The organism is Sphaerisporangium sp. NPDC049457, assembly GCF_055586705.1.
The window spans coordinates 111,989-130,755 of sequence record NZ_JBVJHR010000017.1; the positions used below are offsets into that span (position 1 = coordinate 111,989).

The window sequence follows — 18,767 nt, forward strand, 5'->3', positions numbered from 1 at the left end:
GCAAGATCCGCAACCTGCTCGTCGGCACCGCCCTCGCCGGTGCTCTGGCGGCCGGGGGGGGGGGCGCCCCCCCCCCCCCCCCCCCCCGGGGGGGGGGGGGCGCCCCCCCCCCCCCCCCCGGGACGCTTATCGCGGCGACGTCAGCAGATGCCGACCCTGACCGTCGTGCACCCCTCGTTCAGGCAGCACTGGCGAAGGTACCTGACCCCACCCGAGCAGTAGTAGTAGTTGCTGCACCCGGCCTCCACGGTCGCCTTGTGGGCGACACGCGTCAGCAGACGGTCGACGAGACCCAGCATGATGTCTCCTCTCCGGCCCGCGGGGCGAGATGATGGTGATCACGATGATCCGGTCTTCCGATTTACGGCGCAACGGTCGAGATCATCTTCATGAGCGGTCAGCAGAACGTCCAGGTTCGCCAGGTTTCGGCCGCGAGCTATCGCGCTTACGGAAGAACCGAAATCTCGTAACCGGCCGGACACCGGCGTTCTGGCCCGGCCCGGCCGTCCAGGCATCCCCGCACCCCCCGGGCGGCGGTTGAGACGATCATGCGAGGATCGCAAAATGCGCTATATCATCATCGGCGCCGGTGCGGTCGGCGGGACGATCGGCGGCCGGCTCGCAGAGAGCGGGCACGACGTCGTCCTGGTCGCACGGGGCGCCCACCTTTCGGCCCTCCGCCGGGACGGCCTGCGCCTGATCTCCCCGCACGGCGAGGCCACCGTCCCTGTCACCGCGGCCGGCGGCCCCGAGGAGCTCGACCTGCATGAAGGCGACGTGCTCGTGCTCGCCGTCAAGACCCAGGACACCGCCGCGATCCTGCGGCAGTGGGCGCCGCGCCCGGTCGCCGGCGGCGGCGCCGCGGCCGACACGCTGCCCCTGGTCTGCGCCCAGAACGCCGTCGAGAACGAGCGGATGGCGCTGCGCCTGTTCCGCCGCGTCTACGGCATGTGCGTCTGGCTGCCGGCGCTGCACCTGGAACCCGGCACGGTCGTCTCCCACGGGGCGCCGCTGTCCGGCATGCTCACCCTCGGCCGCTACCCCGGCGGCGCCGACGAGACGATCGAACGCGTCGCCGCCGACCTGCGCGGCAGCATGTTCGCCGCCCCGGTGGACCAGGACGTCATGCGCTGGAAGTACGCCAAGCTGCTCGGCAACCTCGGCAACGCCCACCAGGCGATCTGCGGCCCGGTCCCCGGCACGGAGCCGCTGATGGAACGCCTGCTGGCCGAGGGCAGGGCCGTGCTCGACGCGGCCGGCATCGCCTACACCTCTCCCGAGGAGGAACGCCGTACCCGCGGCGACCAGGTGAACGAGACGGCGGTCGACGGGGTGGACCGGCCGGGCGGCTCGTCGTGGCAGAGCCTGGCCAAGGGCAGCGGCTCGATCGAGGCCGACTACCTCAACGGCGAGATCGTCCTGCTCGGCCGGCTGCACGGCGTGCCCACCCCGGCCAACGAGACGGTGCGCAGGGTCGCCGGCGAGTTCGCCCGCGAGCACAGGCCGCCCGGCTCGATGACCGTGCCCGACCTGCTCAAGCTCGTCGAAGAGGAGGCCGCCGCCCCGCCGGCCGGGTGACGGAATGGTCCTTTCCCGGGTCCCCTAAGCTGCTGGTATGTATCGGGGAAGGATCGGCGGCCTGTACCGCTGGCCGGTGAAGTCGCTGCGCGGCGAACGGGTCGCCGCGGCCCTGCTGGACGCCCGCGGGATGGCAGGAGACCGCGCGTACGCGCTCGTCGACGAGCGGCCCGAACGCGCGGGCACGCGGCTGACCGTGCGCCAGATACCGCGGATGCTCGACTGGGAGGCCGCCTACCCGGCGACCTGTGACGGCTCTCCGGAACCTCCCGGGCCGCCGGTGCTGTACTCGGCGAGCGGTGCGGCGTGGGCGTGGGACGACCCCGATCTGCCCGCCGCGCTGGCGGACGCCTTCGAGATGCCGGTGTCGCTGCGCGCGGCCGACGGGCAGCAGGACCGCGGGCCGACGCTGCTGGTGACCTTCGAGGCGTCACGCCGCGCCCTTGAGCTGGAGATGGGCGCCCCGGTGGAGATCGAGCGCTTCCGGACCAACCTGCACCTGGAACTGGACGCCCCGGCCTTCGCCGAGGAGTCCTTCAGCGGCGAGGTCACGATCGCCGTCGGCGACGTCGTCCTCGGCACGACCGGCCGGCACACCGGGCCGTGCATCAGGTGCGCGGTGCCGAGCTGGGATCCGCACGGGCGCGAGCGGTGGCCGGAGCTGCAGAAGCACCTGATCTCCGAACACGACAACAAGTTCGGCCTGATCATGCGGGTCGTACGACCCGGCACCGTCCGGGTCGGCGACCCGGTCACCGTGTCGCTCACGGAACCGGCGGCGGACGCGATCCCGACCCCGGCGGCGGACCCGGCTCCCGCCGTGGAAACGATCTGACGCGCCGTCCCCGAACGTCGGCGGAGCGGTTCCGGAGAACGTCAGAACGCCGGGCGGGGGCCGCCGGCGCCGAAGTGGGTCTCGTGGTCCCACAGGTGGGTGCAGCCCGGGCACTGCACGTGCAGGACGCTTCCCGTGGTGCTCAGCAGATAGCGCCAGTGGTCACGGCAGTTGCGGCCCGAGCCGCAGTCGGCGCAGTGCCGGTCGTCCCGGCATCGCGGGCAGGGGATCCACGCGCGGCGGCCGATGTCGGCGTCCGGGTCAATCGGCAGCACGGCCGGCCTTCCGCCGCGGGAGCACCCCGGCGGCCACGAGCATGTCGTAGGTCTCCAGCTGCCGCGCGTCCAGGCCGGAGTAGAGCAGGTCGTACGCCTCCTCCTCGCCCCGTATCGCCTCCAGCGGGTCCCAGTGCTCGCCGAGCGCGGCGACCACCTCGGCGCGGCGGCGGGCTTCCTGCTGTGAGAGGTCCATCTCGAAGACGATGTGCGGATGGCCGGTGTCGTGGCTCATGACGCGACTTCCCGTAGGCGATGACTAGGCACGGACATTTGTCCGTTTACATACCATATGTCGCCTTTTCGGATGGCGATACCTCTACGGCGTTGCCATGACGTGACACTTCTCACGACACCGCGTGACCGCCCCGAGCCGGACGGCCGGAACCGGACGGCCCGAGCGGCGGCCGAGTCCGGCAAGAACGGCTTGAGCAGGCGAGTCCGAGCCGATCAGCCGGAATCAGCCCGTCAATGCCGGCCGGTCAAAGTCATCCGGGTGGGAATCGGCCGATGAGAATCGGCCTGTCAGAGGCGGTCAGTCGGAGTCGGCCGGCGAGTCGGAGTCGACGGAGCCGGCCGGCGTGACGGGCGAGTGATCGATCGTCGTGACGTAGAGGGACTTGCCGGGCCCCAGCGCGTCGTCGGCGATGCGTCCCAGCACCCGGTGGGACAGGGACGTCAGCATCCGCGTCTCTTCGGGAGTCAGCAGGTCGATGAACAACCGGCGGATGGTGTCGACGTAACCGGGCACGGCGCCCGCGATCGCGTCGGCGCCCTCCTGGGTCAGCCGGATGATCGTCCCACGGGCGTCGCCGGGACAGTCCTCCCTGACGAGCAGGCCGCGCTTCTCCATGCGCCGAATCTGATGGGAGAGCCTGCTGCGGTCCCAATCGATCTTCAGCCGCAGCTCGCGGGCGCGCAGCCGCCACTCGGGCGCCTCCATGAGCGGCAGGAGCAGCTCGAAGTCGGCGGCCGAAAGGTTGACCTCGCCGAGCCGCCGCTCGACCGCGGCGTCGAGCCGATGGCGCATGTCGCCGAAGGCGCGCCACATGAGGTGTTCTCGTTCGTCCAGCCACCCCGCTCGCGTCACATCGCCGATCCTACCGACACGCGCCTGATCGGCGTCTTCGATCACCGAGCCCTCCCCGCCACGAACCCAGAAGGGACGGACGCGCACGCCCTCCCGGAATAGGTGGAAATGAAGGCCTGTGCCACCGTATGGTCAGCTTCGTCCGATCTTGCACGAACCGCGATGCGCGGCCGTGAGCACGGACGGACCGCACGCCTGTCCGTCCGGAGCGCGGTCCACGGTGAGCGCGTCACCGAACGGAGTGATCCTCCTGGAACCGGAAGGCCGTAGCCGCGTCGCCCCCTGGGCCTCCGCCCGCGCCCAGCGGCGGCTCGCGGAACTGGAGTCCGAGCTCGGCGGGCTGGACGCGGCGGGGGTGGCGCGGGCGGTCTCCGGCGCGCTCGCCGAGCACCGCCGCACCTTCGACGAGCAGGGCATCGTGCTGTACGCGGGCACCAACACGATGACCCCGCGGGCGCTGGCCGCGCACCAGGTGAGCGTGTCCAGCAGACCGTCGATGGGGTGGCCGGACGACAAGTTCCAGACAGGGCTCGACCATCTGGACGTGCTGGAGACCCTGGCGCCGCTGCGGATGGCCGCGCTGATGGACGGGCGGTTCGCCGAGGTGCGGCTGCAGAGCGCCACCCTGGCCAACCTGGCCTGCTACACCGCGTTCGCCCGCCCCGGGGACACGATCGCGGTGCTGCCGGAGGCGGCGGGCGGGCACGCCAGCCACCACGCGCAGGGCGCGGCCGGCGTCCGGGGGCTGCGGGTCGCCGACCTGCCCTATGACGCGGCCCGGTTCTCGATCGACCACGCGGCGCTGCCCGCCTTCCTGCGGCGCGAGCGCCCGGCCATCGTGGTCATCGGCGCGAGCCTGATGCTCTTCCCGCACGACGTGGCCGCGACCCGGGCGGCGTGCGACGCCGTGGGGGCGACGCTCGTCTACGACGCCTCGCACGTCGCCGGCCTGATCGCCGGGCGGCGGTTCCAGCGCCCGCTGGAGGACGGCGCCCACGTCCTGACGATGTCCACCTACAAGTCCTTCGGCGGACCGCCCGGCGCGGCCATCGTGACCAGGGACGAGGATCTGGCCGAACGGGTCTCGGCGGCGGCCTACCCCGGCCTGACCGCCAACTACGACGCCGCGCGCCTGGCCCCGCTGGCCGTCACCGCCGCCGAACTGGCCGAGTCCGGCCCGGCGTACGCCGACGCGTGCATGGCGAACGCCACCGCGCTGGCCTCGGCCCTGCACGAGGCGGGGTTCACCGTGGCGGCGGCGGACCTGGGCTGGACGGCGTCCCACCACGTCGCGGTGGACGCCGGGGCGTTCGGCGGCGGGGACGACGCGGCGCGCACCCTCGCGGCGGGCGGGATCTATCTGAGCGGCATCGGCCTGCCGGACCAGCCGCCCGGCGAACCGATGCGCGGCCTGCGCATCGGCACCCAGGAGATCACCCGCCGTGGCCTGACCCCCGGGCACATGCCCGCCCTGGCCGACCTCATGGCCCGCCTACTGATCAAGTCAGCCGACCCGGCCACCATACGCCCCCGAACCGCGGCCCTGCGCGCCTCCGCAGCCGGGTGATCCACACCGGCCGCACGCCCGCGGAGCGCGGCGCGGGGGCGTGTGCCGTGTCGGGTGGGCTCACCGCCTGAGTGCATGGTCGGCTATCGGGTGGGTAGTTGGACGTCCTACAATTTATTAGGACGTCCTAGTAACTTGCCTGAGGAGCTCCCGGTGCACGTACCTGCCAACCCTGTGCGCGTGGTGACCGCGGCCGCGCTGTTCGACGGGCATGACGCCGCGATCAACATCATGCGGCGCATTCTGCAGTCCCAGGGGGCCGAGGTCGTCCACCTCGGTCACGACCGTTCCGTCGATGAGATCGTCACCGCGGCGATCCAGGAGGACGCGCAGGGCGTGGCGGTCAGCTCCTACCAGGGCGGTCACGTCGAGTTCTTCACCTACCTGGTGGAGCTGCTGCGCGAGCGGGGCGCCGGGCACGTCAAGGTGTACGGGGGCGGCGGCGGGGTGATCGTGCCCGAGGAGATCGCGCTGCTGGAGAGCCGCGGCGTGACCAAGATCTTCTCTCCCGAGGACGGCCACCGGCTCGGCCTGGCCGGGATGATCAACACGCTGATCGAGGCGTGCGACGCCGACCTCGCCGCCGGCGGGGAGCCGCCCTCGGTGCTCGGCGGCGACCAGCGGGCCGTGGCCCGCGCGATCACCTACGTCGAGGCCGGGCGGGCCGGCGCGCCCTACCTCGCCGCGCTGCGCGACGCGGCCGCCGCGCGACGCGTGCCGGTCCTCGGCATCACCGGGACCGGCGGCTCGGGCAAGTCCTCGCTCACCGACGAGCTGATCCGCCGGCTGCGCGTCGACTACGAGGACAAGCTGCGCGTCGCGGTCATCGCCGTCGATCCGACCCGGCGCAGGGGCGGCGGCGCCCTGCTCGGCGACCGCATCCGCATGAACAGCCTCGGCGGCGACCGGGTGTTCTTCCGGTCGATGGCCACGCGCGGGGCGCACGAGCTTCCCGGGCACCTGGAAGAGGCGATCACCGTGTGCCGGGCCGCCGGGTTCGACCTGGTGATCGTCGAGACGCCCGGCATCGGGCAGGGGGACGCGGCCATCGTCCCGTTCAGCGACGTCTCGCTGTACGTCATGACGCCGGAGTTCGGCGCGAGCTCGCAGCTAGAGAAGATCGACATGCTGGACTTCGCCGACGTGGTGGCGATCAACAAGTTCGACCGCCGCGGCGCGCAGGACGCGCTGCGCGACGTGCGGCGCCAGCTGGTGCGCAACCGCGAGGCGTTCGGCTCCTCCCCTGAGGACATGCCGGTCTACGGCACCGTCGCGGCGCGGTTCAACGACGACGGGGTCACCGCGCTCTACCACCGGCTGCGCGACCTGCTCGGGGAGCAGGGCCTGCCGGACAGCCCGGGGCTGCTGCCGCGGACCTCGGTGACCACCTCCAGCCTGGCCACCGCCATCGTCCCCCCGGCCCGCGTGCGCTACCTGGCCGAGATCGCCGAGACCGTGCGCGAGTACCACCGGCGCACCGCGGTGGAGGCGGAGGCCGCGCGCCGCCGCCAGCAGCTCCACCAGGTACGCGACCTGCTGGCCGCCGAGGGCGGCGACGCCGCGGCGCTCGCCACGCTGGACGCGCTGCGCGAGCGGGCCGAGGCCGAGCTGTCGCCCGGCGCCCGCGCCCTGCTGGAGGACTGGCCCGCCACCGTCGCGGCCTACTCCGCCGAGGAGCTGGTGGTCACGGTGCGCGGCAAGGAGCAGCGCACGCCCTTGTGGCGCACCACGCTGTCGGGCAGCCGCGTCCCGCGGGTGGCCCTGCCTCGCTACACCGACCACGGGGAGCTGCTGCGGTTCCTGCGCTCGGAGAACCTGCCGGGGCGTTTCCCGTTCACCGCCGGGGTGTTCCCGTTCAAGCGGGCCGACGAGGACCCGATCCGCATGTTCGCCGGCGAGGGCGACCCGTTCCGCACCAACCGGCGCTTCAAGCTGCTGTCGGAGGGCCAGCCCGCCGTCCGGCTGTCCACGGCGTTCGACTCGGTGACCCTGTACGGCAACGACCCGGCGGAACGGCCCGACGTGTACGGCAAGGTGGGCACCTCCGGGGTGTCGATCGCGACGCTCGACGACATGAAGGCCCTGTACGACGGCTTCGACCTGAGCTCGCCGGCCACCTCGGTGTCGATGACCATCAACGGGCCGGCCCCGACCATCCTGGCCTTCTTCCTGCACACGGCGGTCGACCAGGCGCTGGACCGCTTCCGCGCCGACAACGGGCGCGAGCCCACGGCCGAGGAGGCCGCCGGCGTGCGCGCGGCCACCCTGTCCACCGTGCGGGGCACGGTGCAGGCGGACATCCTCAAGGAGGACCAGGGGCAGAACACCTGCATCTTCTCCACCGACTTCTCGCTGCGCATGATGGCCGACGTGCAGGAGTGGTTCATCGCCAACGAGGTGCGCAACTTCTACTCGGTGTCGATCTCCGGCTACCACATCGCCGAGGCCGGGGCGAACCCGATCACCCAGCTGGCCTTCACCCTGGCCAACGGGTTCACCTACGTGGAGGCGTACCTCGCGCGCGGCATGGCGATCGACGACTTCGCGCCGAGCCTGTCGTTCTTCTTCTCCAACGGCATGGATCCCGAGTACAGCGTGCTCGGCCGGGTCGCGCGCCGGGTGTGGGCGGTGGCCATGCGCGACCGTTACGGCGCCGGCGAGCGCGCGCAGAAGCTCAAGTACCACATCCAGACCTCCGGGCGGTCGCTGCACGCCCAGGAGATGAACTTCAACGACATCCGCACCACCCTCCAGGCACTGATCGCGATCTACGACAACTGCAACAGCCTGCACACGAACGCCTACGACGAGGCGGTCACCACCCCGAGCGCGGAGTCGGTGCGCCGCGCCATGGCCATCCAGATGATCATCAACCGCGAGTGGGGCCTGGCGGTGAACGAGAACCCGCTCCAGGGCGGCTTCGTCATCGACGACCTCACCGACCTGGTCGAGGAGGCGGTACTGGCGGAGTTCGAGCGGCTGTCGGAGCGCGGCGGCGTGCTCGGCGCGATGGAGACCGGCTACCAGCGGGGCCGCATCCAGGACGAGTCGCTGCTGTACGAGACCCGCAAGCACGACGGCTCGCTGCCGATCATCGGCGTGAACACCTTCCGCAACCCCGACGGCGTGGTCGAGCACGGGTCGCTGGAGCTTGCCCGCGGCACCGAGGAGGAGAAGCGCGGCCAGCTGTCCCGGCTGCGGGACTTCCAGCGGCGGCACGCGGCCGAGGCGCCCGAGGCGCTGCGGCGGCTGCGGGAGGCCGCCATGTCCGACGGCAACGCCTTCGCCGCGCTGATGGACGCCGCCCGGGTGTGCTCGCTCGGCCAGATCACCGAGGCGCTGTTCGAGGCCGGCGGCCAGTACCGGCGCAACGTCTGAGCCACCGCGGCCGGCACGGCGCCGATCGGCACGGCGCCGGCCGGCAACGGGCCGCCGCGCGGCGCCGGCCCGTCTCGGCGCGGTGCGGTGCCGGCATGACGAACGGACCCGGGCGGGGCGCCCGGGCCCGTCGCGTCGTCTAGGAGGGCAGAGGTCAGGTGCGGCGCCAGCGGGCCTCGCAGAAGCAGTAGGCGGCGAAGACCAGCACGCCCAGGGCGACCACGACCAGCAGCCACGGTCCGAGCGGGGTGTCGGCGAACGCCCGCAGCGTGGAGTCGATGCCCTTGGCCTCGTCGGGGTCGTAGGTGAGCGCCGCGTGGACGAAGAACACGCCGGCCGCGACCGCGATCACGCCGCGCGCGCTGTAGCCGACCATGCCGAGCTTCTCCACGACGCCACGGGTGGCCGGGGACATCTCGCCGGTGCGCAGGTGCTCGCAGAACTTCTTCTTGACGCCTTCGTAGATCCAGTAGACGCCGAGCGCGATGATCCCGAGGCCGATGGCGCCGACGATCAACTGCCCGCCCGGCCAGTCCATGACGGTGGCGGTGAGGTCCTTGGACTGGGCGTCGCTCGACCGCCCGGTGGTGCCGCGCAGCAGGAAGCTGAGGATGGTGCCGACCACCAGGGCGTACACCACGGCGCGGGCGATGGCCTCCACGCGGTGCTTGGCGTCCAGGCCGCCCATCACGCCCTCGGAGAGCTGCCACACGGCGAGGGCGACGAACCCGACCGCCATCAGCCACAGCAGGACGGTGCCGAACGGCTGCTGGGCGACCGTGTGCACGGCTCCGGTCTTGTCGGCCTCCTCGCCGCCGCCGCCGAAGGCGATCTGCAGGGCGAGGATGCCGACCAGGGCGTACAGCACGCCCCGGCAGGCCATGCCGAACCTGGCCAGACGGTCGAAGGCCCGGGTGTTGGTCGCCTGCCGCGCGGCGCCGCGCGCCTGGTGACCGGCCGAGGTCACTGAGTTCATGGGCCGCTCCTTTCGAATCGTCCCCTCCTCTACACATTTAGCCAGGAAGTAAACGTCCCATGCCGATCATGAACCCGGGCGTTCGCGTGGCGCGGCGCCGCGAAGGGGAGGAACGCGGCATGAGGGTACTGATGACCACCCGGCGCAGGCTGCGCGGCGCCGTCCACGACGGGCCGTCCGGCGTGCCGCTGGTGCTGGCCGCCCCGGCGGCGGCCGCCCTGCTGCTCCTGGCGCTGCCGGTGGCAGCGCTGGTCGTGCGGGCGCCGTGGGCGAGCCTGGCGGACCGCGCCGCCGAGCCCGCCCTGCTGGAGGCGCTGTGGCTGTCGCTGGTCACCTCCGTCGTGGCCACGCTCGGCTGCCTGCTGACCGGGGTGCCGCTGGGGTGGATGCTGGCGCGGGTGGACTTCCGCGGCAGGCGGGCCGTCCGCGCCCTGGTCAGGCTGACGCTGCTGCTGCCGCCGGTGGCCGGCGGCGTCGCCCTGCTGCTCGCCCTGCGGCGCGACGGCGCCGTGGGCGCGTGGCCGTCCGCCGCAGGCCCGGCGGAACCCTCCTACGCCTGGGCGGTGGTGTGCGCCCAGGCGTTCGTGGCGATGCCGTTCCTGGTCATCGTGATCGAAGGCGCCCTGAGACGGCAGGACGCGCGCGTGGAGGAGGCGGCCGCGCTGCTCGGCGGCTCGCACTGGACGGTGTTCCGCCGGGTCACCCTTCCACTGCTGGCGCCCGCGATCGCGGTGGGCGCGCTGCTGTGCTGGGCCCGTGCCCTCGGCGAGTTCGGCGCGACGCTGGTCTTCGCCGGCGGCCTGGCCGGGACGAGGCCGGCCGCGCCGCCGGCCGTCGTCCTGGCCCTGCGCGCCGACCCGGAGGCCGCCGTGGTGCTGAGCCTGGCGCTGCTCGCGGCGTCGGCGGCGGTGCTGGCCTGCCTGCGCGAACGCTGGGCGGACCCGGCATGATGGACGCCCACCTGGTCGCCGAGCGCCCGCCCCTGCTGCTGGACGTCCGGCTGCGGGTCGCCGGCGGGGAGGTCGTCGCGCTCGCCGGGCCGAGCGGGGCCGGCAAGACCACCGCGCTGCGGCTGGTGGCCGGGCTCACCGCGCCCGCGGGCGGGTACGTGCTGGTCGACGGCGTCTCCCTGCAGGCGCGCCCGCCCGGCCGCCGGTCGGTCGGCATGGTGCTGCGCGACCCGCTGCTGTTCTCCCACCTCAGCGTCCTGGACAACGTGGCCTTCGGCGCCCGCTGCCAGGGCGCGGGCCGGGGCGAGGCACGCCGCGCGGCGGCGGCCTGGCTGGAGGAGGTCGGCCTCGGCGCCCTGTCGCACGCCCGCCCTGGCGAGCTGTCGCGCGAGGAGGCGCGGCGGGTGTCGCTGGCCCGCTCCCTGGCCGCGGGGCCGCGGGTGCTGCTCCTGGACGAGCCGCTGGCCGGCCTGGACGACCACGCGCGCGCGAACCTGCGGGCTCTGCTGCGCCGTCGCCTGTCCTGTTTCGCCGGCGCCTGCGTGCTGGTCACCGATGACCCGCTGGAGGCGGCGGAGCTGGCCGACCGGCTCGTCGTCGTCGAGAACGGCACGGTGGTGCAGGAGGGCACGCCCGAGGAGGTGGCGCGGCACCCCCGGACCCGCTACGCCGCCCGCCTGACCGCTTCCTGAGGGTCGCCGCCGGAGGGGCGCGACGAGGTCACCTACGCTTATAGGGCCGGATGTGCTTTGCCACGCCGATGTGTGGGCAGAGGTAAAGCGCTGGGATCGCGACGCCCCGCGTTCCTGCAAGGCCCGCGTTGTGAACTTCGTGGAAGGAGCGGCCGCCGATGCCGAGGCAGATCGTCGCCAACCAGCCCCCCAGCGCCGGCGAACTGGAGGCGCGGGTGCACACCCTCGAGGTCCAGGTCGCGCATCTGACCGAGGCGGTGCGGTCGCTCACGGCCAAGGCCGCCGAGGCCGCCGCCGGACGCGCCGACTAACCCCTTTCGCCGGGACTAACCCCCTTTGGCCCGGCCTGGCCGACATTCGCCCGGCCGGCCTTCCCACGCCGGGCCACGCGCCCTTCGCCCGGCCTTCCCCCGCGCCCCCGCCGCGAACGCCCGCGACCTGTGTGGTCGACTTGTTCTTGGGGGCTAAGGGGGGATCACGGTGAGCGTGCGGCACCGCTGGTCGGTCAAAGGGCGCTTCACGCTGTTCGCCGCTCTCGTGGCCGCCCTGCTGTCCACGACGCTGGCGGGCGTCATGCTGGTCTCCGTCCACGTCTACGCGACCGGCTACCTCACCGAAGAGGTCGTCGCGGCCGCTCGCCGCGTCGCCTCCGTGCTCCAACGCGACGAACTGCCCGTTCCCGTGCCCTATGAGCGCGTGCGCAACCTGCAGGTGGTCGACCCGCAGGGACGGGTCACGGCGTCCACCGACCTGATGCGCGGCAAGCCCCGCATCGCCTGGTTCGAGCCGCCTCCGGGCCGGACGGAGGCGGTCCGCACGGTGTGCGGCCAGGTGCTCCGGCGCGACGACTGCCAGCTCGTGGTGGTCAGGAAGGTGCCCCGCGCCGGAGGCGACTGGCTCGTCTACGCCTCCGCGCCGGCCGTCAAGCCGTGGGTCCACCCGAGGCTCGCCGCCATCGCGGCCGCCTCGGTGCTGTTCATCACCGCGGTGACCGCCTACGGCAGTCACCGGCTGGTGACCGGGTCGCTGTCACCGGTCGACGCCATCCGGGCCGAGCTCGACGAGATCAACGCCACCTGTCCCGGCCGCCGCGTGCCGGTCCCGCCCTGCAAGGACGAGATCCACAGCCTCGCCGAGAGCGTCAACCACACGCTGGACCGGCTCGAGGAGGCGATGGAGCGCCAGCGGAGGTTCGCCTCCGACGCCTCGCACGACCTGCGCAGCCCGATCACCGCCATGCGCGCCGAGGTGGAGGGGGCCATGCTCGCCCCCGAGGAGACCGACGTGCACGCGATGAGCCGCTCTCTGCTGGCCAGCCTCGACCGGTTGCAGGCCATCGTGTCCGACCTGCTGCTGGTGGCCCGCCTGGACGCGGGTACGCCGGGCGCCCGGGAGCCGGTGGACGTGTCGGAGCTGGTCGCAGGCGAGCTTGATCGCCGGCGCGGCGGCCTGAGGATCACCAGGGAGCTGGAGCCCGGCGTGGTGGTGATGGGCGACCGGCTGCGACTGGCCCGGCTGTTCACCAACCTGATGGACAACGCCGAGCGGCACGCCGTCAGGGCGGCCACCGTCAAGGTGTGCGCGCGCATGGGAGACCCACCCGGCGACCCGCGCTTCGCCCACGGCACGGCCATCATCGAGGTGATCGACGACGGGGCCGGCATCCCACCGGACAAGTGGGACATCATCTTCCAGCGGTTCACCAGGCTGGACGCGGCCCGCAGCAAGGACGCCGGAGGCACCGGGCTGGGCCTGTCGATCGCACGGCAGATCGCCGAGAGCACCGGCGGCTGCCTGGCGATCGAGCCGAGCGAGCGGGGCGCCCGCTTCGTGGCCCGCCTCCCGCTCGGCCCGCGGCGCAGCGAGCAGACCTGACGCCACGACCGGCCGCGGACGGCCGGCACGCCAGGTTCAGGACCCGCCGCGCAGCGCCGAGGCGGGAACGGGGATGGCCGGGAAGGGGTTGTCGGGGAGCAGGATGACCCGGCGCGGCTCGCCCGCGCCCATGGCCGCGTGCAGGTGCAGCAGCGCCGAGCCGATGCCCGCGGCGCCGATCATGTACCCGGTGTCGGCCGTGACCTCCCATGGCCGCAGCCGCCGGTAGGCCTGGTACCAGCGGTGCCCGGCGTCGTCGTGGCCGGTGGCGCGGCCGATCAGGTCGTCGGCCAGGGACTGGGCGAACGCGAGGTGCGACCGCGCGCCGGTCGCGGCCCACAGCCCGACGAACGTCTCCACCAGCCCAGCGGCGCCGCAGCACTGGCAGGCCACGTTCCAGAAACCGGGCGTCCGGCGCCGCGGGACGCCGCTGCAGGCGATGCCGGCCGCCAGCCGCTCCAGCCAGTCGAGGTGGCCCTGGTCGCCGGTCACGCGGTGCAGCTCGTAGAACAGGCGGGCCACCCCCGCCGAGCCCGAGCACAGGCCCAGGTAGTGCAGGGTGCGTCCCTGGGGGACGTGGTGCGGCACGAAAACGTGCTTGTCGGTGACGACGCTGATCGTGCGGACGAAGTCGGCGCCCCTGCGCGCCGCCCGCAGGAACCGGTCGTCGCCGGTCACCCCGTACAGGCGGGCGAGCAAGAAGGCGGTGCCGGCCGTGCCAGAAAGGAACCCGGGCGTGACCGCGTCCATCGGCAGGTCGGAGCAGCCCTCCTCGCCGAACCTGTGCCCGGGGACGACCAGGTCGGCGACGCGGGCGCCGGCCTCCACGGCGATGCGCTCGTACTCGGGGACGCCGAGCATGCCCGCGGCGTGCAGCAGGCCGAGGATGATGCCGCCGTCGCCTCGCTGGGCCGGGTCGCCCGTCCAGCCGACGCCGGAGGGCAGGCGGCGGGCGCCGCGCACGACGCGGTCGGCCGCGGCCCTGGCCGCGTCCGCGAAGCTCTCGTCGCCGGTGGCCCACCCGGCCTCGGCCAGCGCGAAGACCATGCCGGTGAGGCCGTGGTACAGGGACAGGTCGGTCTCGTCCCGCCAGGCGGCGGCAAGGTAGCGCGCGCCCTGCCTGGCGTCCTCCAGGTAGGCCTCGTGACCGGTCGCCGCGGCGAGCTCCAGGAAGTACAGCACGATGCCGGCGGCGCCCGCGTAGAGCGAACCCGGCCTGCCCGATCGGGCCGAGCGGCGGCCGGGGTCGGGGTTGGCGCGCCAGTGGCGGCCGCGCTCGTCGTCGACGGCGGCCGACCGGATCCAGCGCCCGGTGGAGATCGCCGCGGCGAGCGGGCTTTCACCTCCTGGCCACGTCGGGTGGCTGGGGTCCGGGCTCATGTCGCCTCCTCTGCGCGCGAGGCCAGTCTATACCTACACATTTGGTAGGAATAATAGGCAATGCTTCCGGCGTCCGGTCGCGGCGCGCGGGCCGGCCCCTTCGCCGCCCGCAGCAAAAACCATCTCACAGAGACCGGCCGGACAGGACCCTCCGGGGGCGCTCGGGTGGCATATTTCCCCGCGAACCCGCCCATCGGGCCGGGTGAATCGCCGCCCCAGGACCGCCGACCGGGAACCCACGGTCAACCCTGACGTGGATCGCGCCCTTCGTCCCATTCGCCGGCCGCCGGCGGCCCGGGTGCCGCCACGCGGCCCTCCAGGTCCGGCCGGCTCTTGGCGCACGACAGCGCGGACGGCGGGGCACTCTGGAATCCGACACCGGTCCTCGACGAAAGGATGGTCACGTGAGCGCACCGACTCTGGCCGACTCGGTACGGATGACCGACGAGGGGGTGGACATCCTCGACCGCAGGGTCTATCCGTTCGAGCGCCGCTGGGTGCACTGCGCCACGGTGGAGGACGTCGCGGTGGCCATCGAGCAGATGGTCACCCAGAGCCACGGCCCGCTGTTCGCCGCCACCGCCGGCATGGCGCTGGCCGCCCGCGAGGCGCGGCACGCCGGGCCGGGAGCCGCCGCCGGCCTGCTGCGGGCCGCCGGCCGCAGGCTGATCGCCACCCGGCCGACCAACAACCACATCCGCGACGCGGTCACCGCCATCCTCGCGGCCACCGCCGACGGCCCGCTGGCCCTCGCGTCCGGGCCGGACCTGGCGGACGCGGTCGCCGAGGCCGCCGCCGCCTACGACGCGCACTACCGGGCCGGCGCCGACGCCCTCGGCCGGCACGCGGCCGGGCTGCTGGAGGACGGCGCGCGCGTGCTCACCCACTGCTGGGGCGACGCCTACCTGATCGCGGCCGTCCAGGCGGCCGAGCGCATGGGCAAGCGGCTGGAGTTCGTCTGCACCGAGACCCGCCCGTACCTGCAAGGGGCGCGGCTGACCGCGGCGACGCTGGTCGAGATGGGCTACCGGCCCACCGTGATCACCGACGGCATGGTGCCCTCGGCGCTGGCCGACGGGCTGGCCGACGTCGCCATGGTCGCCTCCGACCGGGTCACCATGGACGGCCATGTGGTCAACAAGGTGGGCACGCTGGCGGTGGCGCTCGCCGCCCAGGCGTTCGGCGCGCCGATGTACGTGCTGGCCCACGCCCCCGACCCCCTCGCGCCCGGCGCCGCCGACGTGGAGATCGAGTACCGCGACGGCGAGGACGTCCTGCACGTGCTCGGCGCGCGCACCGCCGCCGAGGGCGCCAAGGGCTACTATCCCGCCTTCGACACCACGCCGCCCCACCTGATCACCCGCATCGTGACCGAGCGCGGCGCCTTCCCGCCCGCCCGCGTCTCCGACCACTTCACCGTCCCCCACAACGCCTCCCACGGTGTGTCCCACGACGCCTCGCACGGCGTGTTTCACGGCGTCTCGCACGACACCTCCCGCAACGTCTCCCCCGACGCCTCGCATGACGGCGCGCACGGCAGCGCGCACGACGGCGCCGCCGCGGACGCGGCCCACGGCGGCGCGCCGGAAGCCGGGGCCCCGGCGGACGCCGCCGCGCGATGAGCGTCCGCCGCGTCGTCGTCGACACCGACGCCGGCATCGACGACGCCTGCGCCCTGCTCTACCTGGCCGCCCGCCCGGACGCCGAGATCGTCGCGGTGACGTCGGTGGCGGGCAACTGCGCGGAGGACGACGTCGTGCGCAACATCGGGTACGTCGCCCGGCTCGCCGGACTGCCGGCGCCGGTGGCGCGCGGCGCCGCGGAACCGCTGCCGGGCGCGCCGGACGTCCCCCGGGGCGCGCACGGCGAGGACGGCCTCGGCGACCTCGGCCTCGACCGGCCGATGCCCGCCGTGACCGGCGAGAGCGCCGCCGAACTGCTCGTCCGCCTGGCGCGTGAGCGGCCGGGCGAGCTGGACCTGCTGACGCTGGGCCCGCTGACCAACCTGGCTCTGGCGTTGCGCGCCGACCCGACGCTCTTTACAAAGTATCGTTCGGTCGTGGTGATGGGCGGCTCCGGCCCCTACGACGTCCCCGGCGAGCGCCTGGTCAGGGACACCAACATCGCCAGGGACCCCTCGGCCGCGCGCGCCGCGCTGTCGGCGCCACGCCGCGAGCTCGTCATGGTCGGGGTGCACGTCACCGCCGCCACCGTGCTGACCGAGCCGCAGATCGCCGCCCTGTCCGCGGCCGGCGGCCCGGCGGCGCGCTTCGCGGCGCAGGTGCTCCGCGTCTACCTGGAGTCCTACCGAGGCCTGGGCCGGGGCCCGGGCGTCCCGCTGCACGACCCGCTGGCCGCCGGCGTCCTGCTGGAGCCGGACCTGGCCACCGACGCCGCCATCGGGCCGATCAACGTCGTGAAGGACGGCCCGCTGTGGCGCGGGCGGCTGATGCGCGCCTCCGACGGCCGGCCGGCGCCCTTCCCCTGCGAGCCCGCGCCGGACACCCGGGTGGTCACCGAAGTCGACACGGCGCGTTTCGTACGCGGCTTCGTCCGCGCCCTCACCGGGCGGCGCTCCCCTCCCCCGCCTCCCGACGCCGGCGCCACCCCGCGCCCCGAAAGGTGGTGACGACATGACCGGGCCGCCCCCCGCGCGGGCTCCGGTGGTGACCGCCGGGCAGCGGGGCGATGGCCCGCAGTTCATCCCGGTGCTGGGCAGGATCCGGGTGGCCCGCATCGGCGGCGGGCGTCCCAGGACCCGCCCGGACCGGGTCCTGGCCGACAAGGCCTACACCAGCCAGGCCAACCGGACTCATCTGCGCCGGCGTGGAATCAAGGCGTGCATCCCGAGCAATGCCGACCAGGACGCCCACCGCAGGGCCAAGGGGTCCAAGGGCGGCCGCCCGCCCTCCTTCGACCCCGCGCTCTACCGGCTGCGCCACGCTGTGGAGTGCGGCATCGACCCCGCTCAAAGGCAATCGCGGCCTGGCCACCCGTTACGACAAGCTCGCCGCACGCTACGAAGCCGTCGTCATCATCGCTGAGATCAACCAGTGGCTCAACGCCTTATGAAACACGGCCTACACGCGGCCCCTGGAGGCCGCAGCCCCGCCGGTCACGCAGATCACACCGGTTGGGCGCCTCGACGTGATCCTGGACAGCGTCAAGTGCTTCTGCAACGCGGGTGACGACAACCCGCACTGATCCTCCCGCACCGATCGACACCCAGCAGGCCCTGGCGTTTCCCGCCGGGGCCTGTGCCGTTTGTGGCAGGGTGGGGCGATGCGCTTCCAGTGGCACTGGCTGCGTCCAGTGATCCCGGTGCCCTACGCCGTACATCGCGACGCTCTCGCTTCGGACCTGTTCGAGGACGTCCTCCAGGTGGCGGGCACGGGCGCGTTCCTGCCCTACGACAAGGACCGGCGGTGGTCGAGCGTCAAAGACGAGACGGTCCTGGCAGCCGCCGTCGAGCACGACGCCGCGCGGACCCTGATCCCGACCCTGGCCCGGCGCTGCCACGGCACCCTCACCGTTTACACCTACGGCCCGGCGGCCGACGAGGCGTCCGACCTCGCGGGCAAGCTCGCGACCGAACACGGCGCCGCCGCAGCCCGCATAGTCACCTTCCACAGACCCGACGAGCCGCCCGCTGGGAACACCACCCGCGTGCAGCTCCACCAGTTCCGCGCGCGACGTCTGCAGGACCAGCCCGGCCCGGCCCGTCGACGCCCTGCCCGAGCCCGTCCGGCAGACCTTCGCCGCCTTCGCCGACCGGCTCACCAGCGACGGTTTCGCCTTCCTGCACACCCAGATGCAAGCCGGCGTGGTGGGCCCGGTCCTCGCCATCACCGAGGACACGCGGATCGTCGGGGCGATCGGCCCCATGGAGACCATGACCGACTCGGCCGGACTCCGGCGACTGCTGCCGCAGTACTTCGGTGTCCTGCCCGAGTACCGCGGCCGTGGCCACGGCCGGGCCCTGTGGCGGGCCGCCATCGCCTGGGGAGCCGACTACCAGCTCCTGCAGACCGAGATCGGCGGCGCGTCCGACCGTCTCTGCCAAGTCGAAGGGCTGCGCTCTCTTGGCTTCGTCACCGTCACCAAAATCTGACCACGACAAAAACGCCCCGTCCGCCCCAAGCGACCAGGGGAGGACGGCGGTGTTCTCGTG

The 18,767-nt window shown here is 73.4% G+C and carries 18 protein-coding genes; 12 read left to right on the forward strand and 6 right to left on the reverse strand.

Annotation, left to right across the window (positions count from 1 at the left end; translation table 11 throughout):
* Positions 1–140: 140 nt before the first annotated feature.
* The gene (locus tag ACZ6QO_RS25975; RefSeq protein ID WP_465854210.1) at positions 141–299 is read right to left on the reverse strand and encodes a hypothetical protein; all 159 of its coding nucleotides are present in this window, start codon (positions 297–299) and stop codon (positions 141–143) included.
* Between the two features lie 265 nt (positions 300–564).
* On the opposite strand from ACZ6QO_RS25975, the gene ACZ6QO_RS25980 reads away from it, so the two are divergent.
* Positions 565–1,578: a ketopantoate reductase family protein gene (locus tag ACZ6QO_RS25980; protein ID WP_465854211.1), complete on the forward strand. Its 1,014-nt coding sequence runs from the start codon at positions 565–567 to the stop codon at positions 1,576–1,578.
* A gap of 37 nt (positions 1,579–1,615) precedes the next feature.
* On the forward strand, positions 1,616–2,413 hold the full coding sequence (locus ACZ6QO_RS25985) for an MOSC domain-containing protein (protein ID WP_465854212.1): 798 nt from the start codon (positions 1,616–1,618) through the stop codon (positions 2,411–2,413).
* A 41-nt stretch (positions 2,414–2,454) separates the two neighbouring features.
* On the opposite strand, the gene ACZ6QO_RS25990 is transcribed toward ACZ6QO_RS25985, so the two are convergent.
* From ACZ6QO_RS25990 to ACZ6QO_RS26000, 3 genes are all read right to left on the reverse strand, one after another.
* Positions 2,455–2,688, reverse strand: a complete 234-nt coding sequence (locus ACZ6QO_RS25990; protein ID WP_354846688.1) for a hypothetical protein — start codon at positions 2,686–2,688, stop codon at positions 2,455–2,457.
* Positions 2,675–2,923: a DUF6400 family protein gene (locus ACZ6QO_RS25995; RefSeq protein ID WP_465854213.1), complete on the reverse strand. Its 249-nt coding sequence runs from the start codon at positions 2,921–2,923 to the stop codon at positions 2,675–2,677. Before ACZ6QO_RS25995 ends, ACZ6QO_RS25990 begins: the two co-directional genes overlap by 14 nt.
* Positions 2,924–3,223: 300 nt before the next feature.
* Positions 3,224–3,778: a MarR family winged helix-turn-helix transcriptional regulator gene (locus tag ACZ6QO_RS26000; protein WP_465854214.1), complete on the reverse strand. Its 555-nt coding sequence runs from the start codon at positions 3,776–3,778 to the stop codon at positions 3,224–3,226.
* A gap of 220 nt (positions 3,779–3,998) precedes the next feature.
* Between ACZ6QO_RS26000 and ACZ6QO_RS26005 the strand changes: the two genes are divergently transcribed.
* A complete protein-coding gene (locus ACZ6QO_RS26005) occupies positions 3,999–5,345 on the forward strand; it encodes a serine hydroxymethyltransferase (RefSeq protein WP_465854215.1) in 1,347 nt (448 codons plus the stop codon).
* Between the two features lie 153 nt (positions 5,346–5,498).
* A complete protein-coding gene (gene icmF / locus ACZ6QO_RS26010; RefSeq protein ID WP_465854216.1) occupies positions 5,499–8,723 on the forward strand; it encodes a fused isobutyryl-CoA mutase/GTPase IcmF in 3,225 nt (1,074 codons plus the stop codon).
* 154 nt (positions 8,724–8,877) lie between these two features.
* Here icmF and ACZ6QO_RS26015 read toward each other — a convergent pair whose 3' ends face one another.
* Entirely contained in the window at positions 8,878–9,699 is an 822-nt protein-coding gene (locus ACZ6QO_RS26015; protein ID WP_465854217.1) for a DUF1206 domain-containing protein, read from the reverse strand.
* Positions 9,700–9,818: 119 nt separating this feature from the next.
* Between ACZ6QO_RS26015 and ACZ6QO_RS26020 the strand changes: the two genes are divergently transcribed.
* The 4 genes from ACZ6QO_RS26020 (at position 9,819) to ACZ6QO_RS26035 (ending at position 13,216) form a co-directional block, all read left to right on the forward strand.
* Positions 9,819–10,649, forward strand: a complete 831-nt coding sequence (locus ACZ6QO_RS26020; protein WP_465854218.1) for an ABC transporter permease — start codon at positions 9,819–9,821, stop codon at positions 10,647–10,649.
* On the forward strand, positions 10,646–11,341 hold the full coding sequence (locus ACZ6QO_RS26025; RefSeq protein WP_465854219.1) for an ABC transporter ATP-binding protein: 696 nt from the start codon (positions 10,646–10,648) through the stop codon (positions 11,339–11,341). The genes ACZ6QO_RS26020 and ACZ6QO_RS26025 overlap by 4 nt, the downstream gene beginning before the upstream one ends.
* A gap of 158 nt (positions 11,342–11,499) precedes the next feature.
* Positions 11,500–11,652: a hypothetical protein gene (locus ACZ6QO_RS26030; protein ID WP_465854220.1), complete on the forward strand. Its 153-nt coding sequence runs from the start codon at positions 11,500–11,502 to the stop codon at positions 11,650–11,652.
* 169 nt (positions 11,653–11,821) lie between these two features.
* Positions 11,822–13,216 carry a sensor histidine kinase gene (locus tag ACZ6QO_RS26035; protein WP_465854221.1) on the forward strand — a complete coding sequence of 465 codons (1,395 nt, stop codon included), beginning with the start codon at positions 11,822–11,824 and terminating at the stop codon, positions 13,214–13,216.
* Between the two features lie 36 nt (positions 13,217–13,252).
* Here ACZ6QO_RS26035 and ACZ6QO_RS26040 read toward each other — a convergent pair whose 3' ends face one another.
* A complete protein-coding gene (locus ACZ6QO_RS26040; RefSeq protein ID WP_465854222.1) occupies positions 13,253–14,596 on the reverse strand; it encodes a lanthionine synthetase LanC family protein in 1,344 nt (447 codons plus the stop codon).
* Between the two features lie 404 nt (positions 14,597–15,000).
* Between ACZ6QO_RS26040 and ACZ6QO_RS26045 the strand changes: the two genes are divergently transcribed.
* From ACZ6QO_RS26045 to ACZ6QO_RS26060, 4 genes are all read left to right on the forward strand, one after another.
* Positions 15,001–16,218: a translation initiation factor eIF-2B alpha/beta/delta subunit family protein gene (locus tag ACZ6QO_RS26045; protein WP_465854223.1), complete on the forward strand. Its 1,218-nt coding sequence runs from the start codon at positions 15,001–15,003 to the stop codon at positions 16,216–16,218.
* The gene (locus tag ACZ6QO_RS26050) at positions 16,215–17,225 is read left to right on the forward strand and encodes a nucleoside hydrolase (protein WP_465854224.1); all 1,011 of its coding nucleotides are present in this window, start codon (positions 16,215–16,217) and stop codon (positions 17,223–17,225) included. Before ACZ6QO_RS26045 ends, ACZ6QO_RS26050 begins: the two co-directional genes overlap by 4 nt.
* A gap of 4 nt (positions 17,226–17,229) precedes the next feature.
* Complete coding sequence (locus tag ACZ6QO_RS26055; protein WP_465854225.1) at positions 17,230–17,640, forward strand: transposase; 411 nt, start codon at positions 17,230–17,232, stop codon at positions 17,638–17,640.
* Positions 17,641–18,419: 779 nt separating this feature from the next.
* On the forward strand, positions 18,420–18,707 hold the full coding sequence (locus ACZ6QO_RS26060; RefSeq protein ID WP_465854226.1) for a GNAT family N-acetyltransferase: 288 nt from the start codon (positions 18,420–18,422) through the stop codon (positions 18,705–18,707).
* Positions 18,708–18,767 lie beyond the last annotated feature (60 nt).

Excerpts from the sequence above, each read along its gene's own strand:
- ACZ6QO_RS26030 (WP_465854220.1), top strand. The coding sequence starts at position 11,500 with ATGCCGAGGCAGATCGTCGCCAACCAGCCCCCCAGCGCCGGCGAACTG.
- ACZ6QO_RS26025 (WP_465854219.1), top strand. The coding sequence starts at position 10,646 with ATGATGGACGCCCACCTGGTCGCCGAGCGCCCGCCCCTGCTGCTGGAC.
- ACZ6QO_RS25980 (WP_465854211.1), top strand. The coding sequence starts at position 565 with ATGCGCTATATCATCATCGGCGCCGGTGCGGTCGGCGGGACGATCGGC.
- ACZ6QO_RS25985 (WP_465854212.1), top strand. The coding sequence starts at position 1,616 with ATGTATCGGGGAAGGATCGGCGGCCTGTACCGCTGGCCGGTGAAGTCG.
- ACZ6QO_RS26020 (WP_465854218.1), top strand. The coding sequence starts at position 9,819 with ATGAGGGTACTGATGACCACCCGGCGCAGGCTGCGCGGCGCCGTCCAC.
- ACZ6QO_RS25975 (WP_465854210.1), bottom strand. The coding sequence starts at position 299 with ATGCTGGGTCTCGTCGACCGTCTGCTGACGCGTGTCGCCCACAAGGCG.
- ACZ6QO_RS25995 (WP_465854213.1), bottom strand. The coding sequence starts at position 2,923 with ATGAGCCACGACACCGGCCATCCGCACATCGTCTTCGAGATGGACCTC.
- ACZ6QO_RS26055 (WP_465854225.1), top strand. The coding sequence starts at position 17,230 with ATGACCGGGCCGCCCCCCGCGCGGGCTCCGGTGGTGACCGCCGGGCAG.
- ACZ6QO_RS26040 (WP_465854222.1), bottom strand. The coding sequence starts at position 14,596 with ATGAGCCCGGACCCCAGCCACCCGACGTGGCCAGGAGGTGAAAGCCCG.
- ACZ6QO_RS26050 (WP_465854224.1), top strand. The coding sequence starts at position 16,215 with ATGAGCGTCCGCCGCGTCGTCGTCGACACCGACGCCGGCATCGACGAC.
- ACZ6QO_RS26015 (WP_465854217.1), bottom strand. The coding sequence starts at position 9,699 with ATGAACTCAGTGACCTCGGCCGGTCACCAGGCGCGCGGCGCCGCGCGG.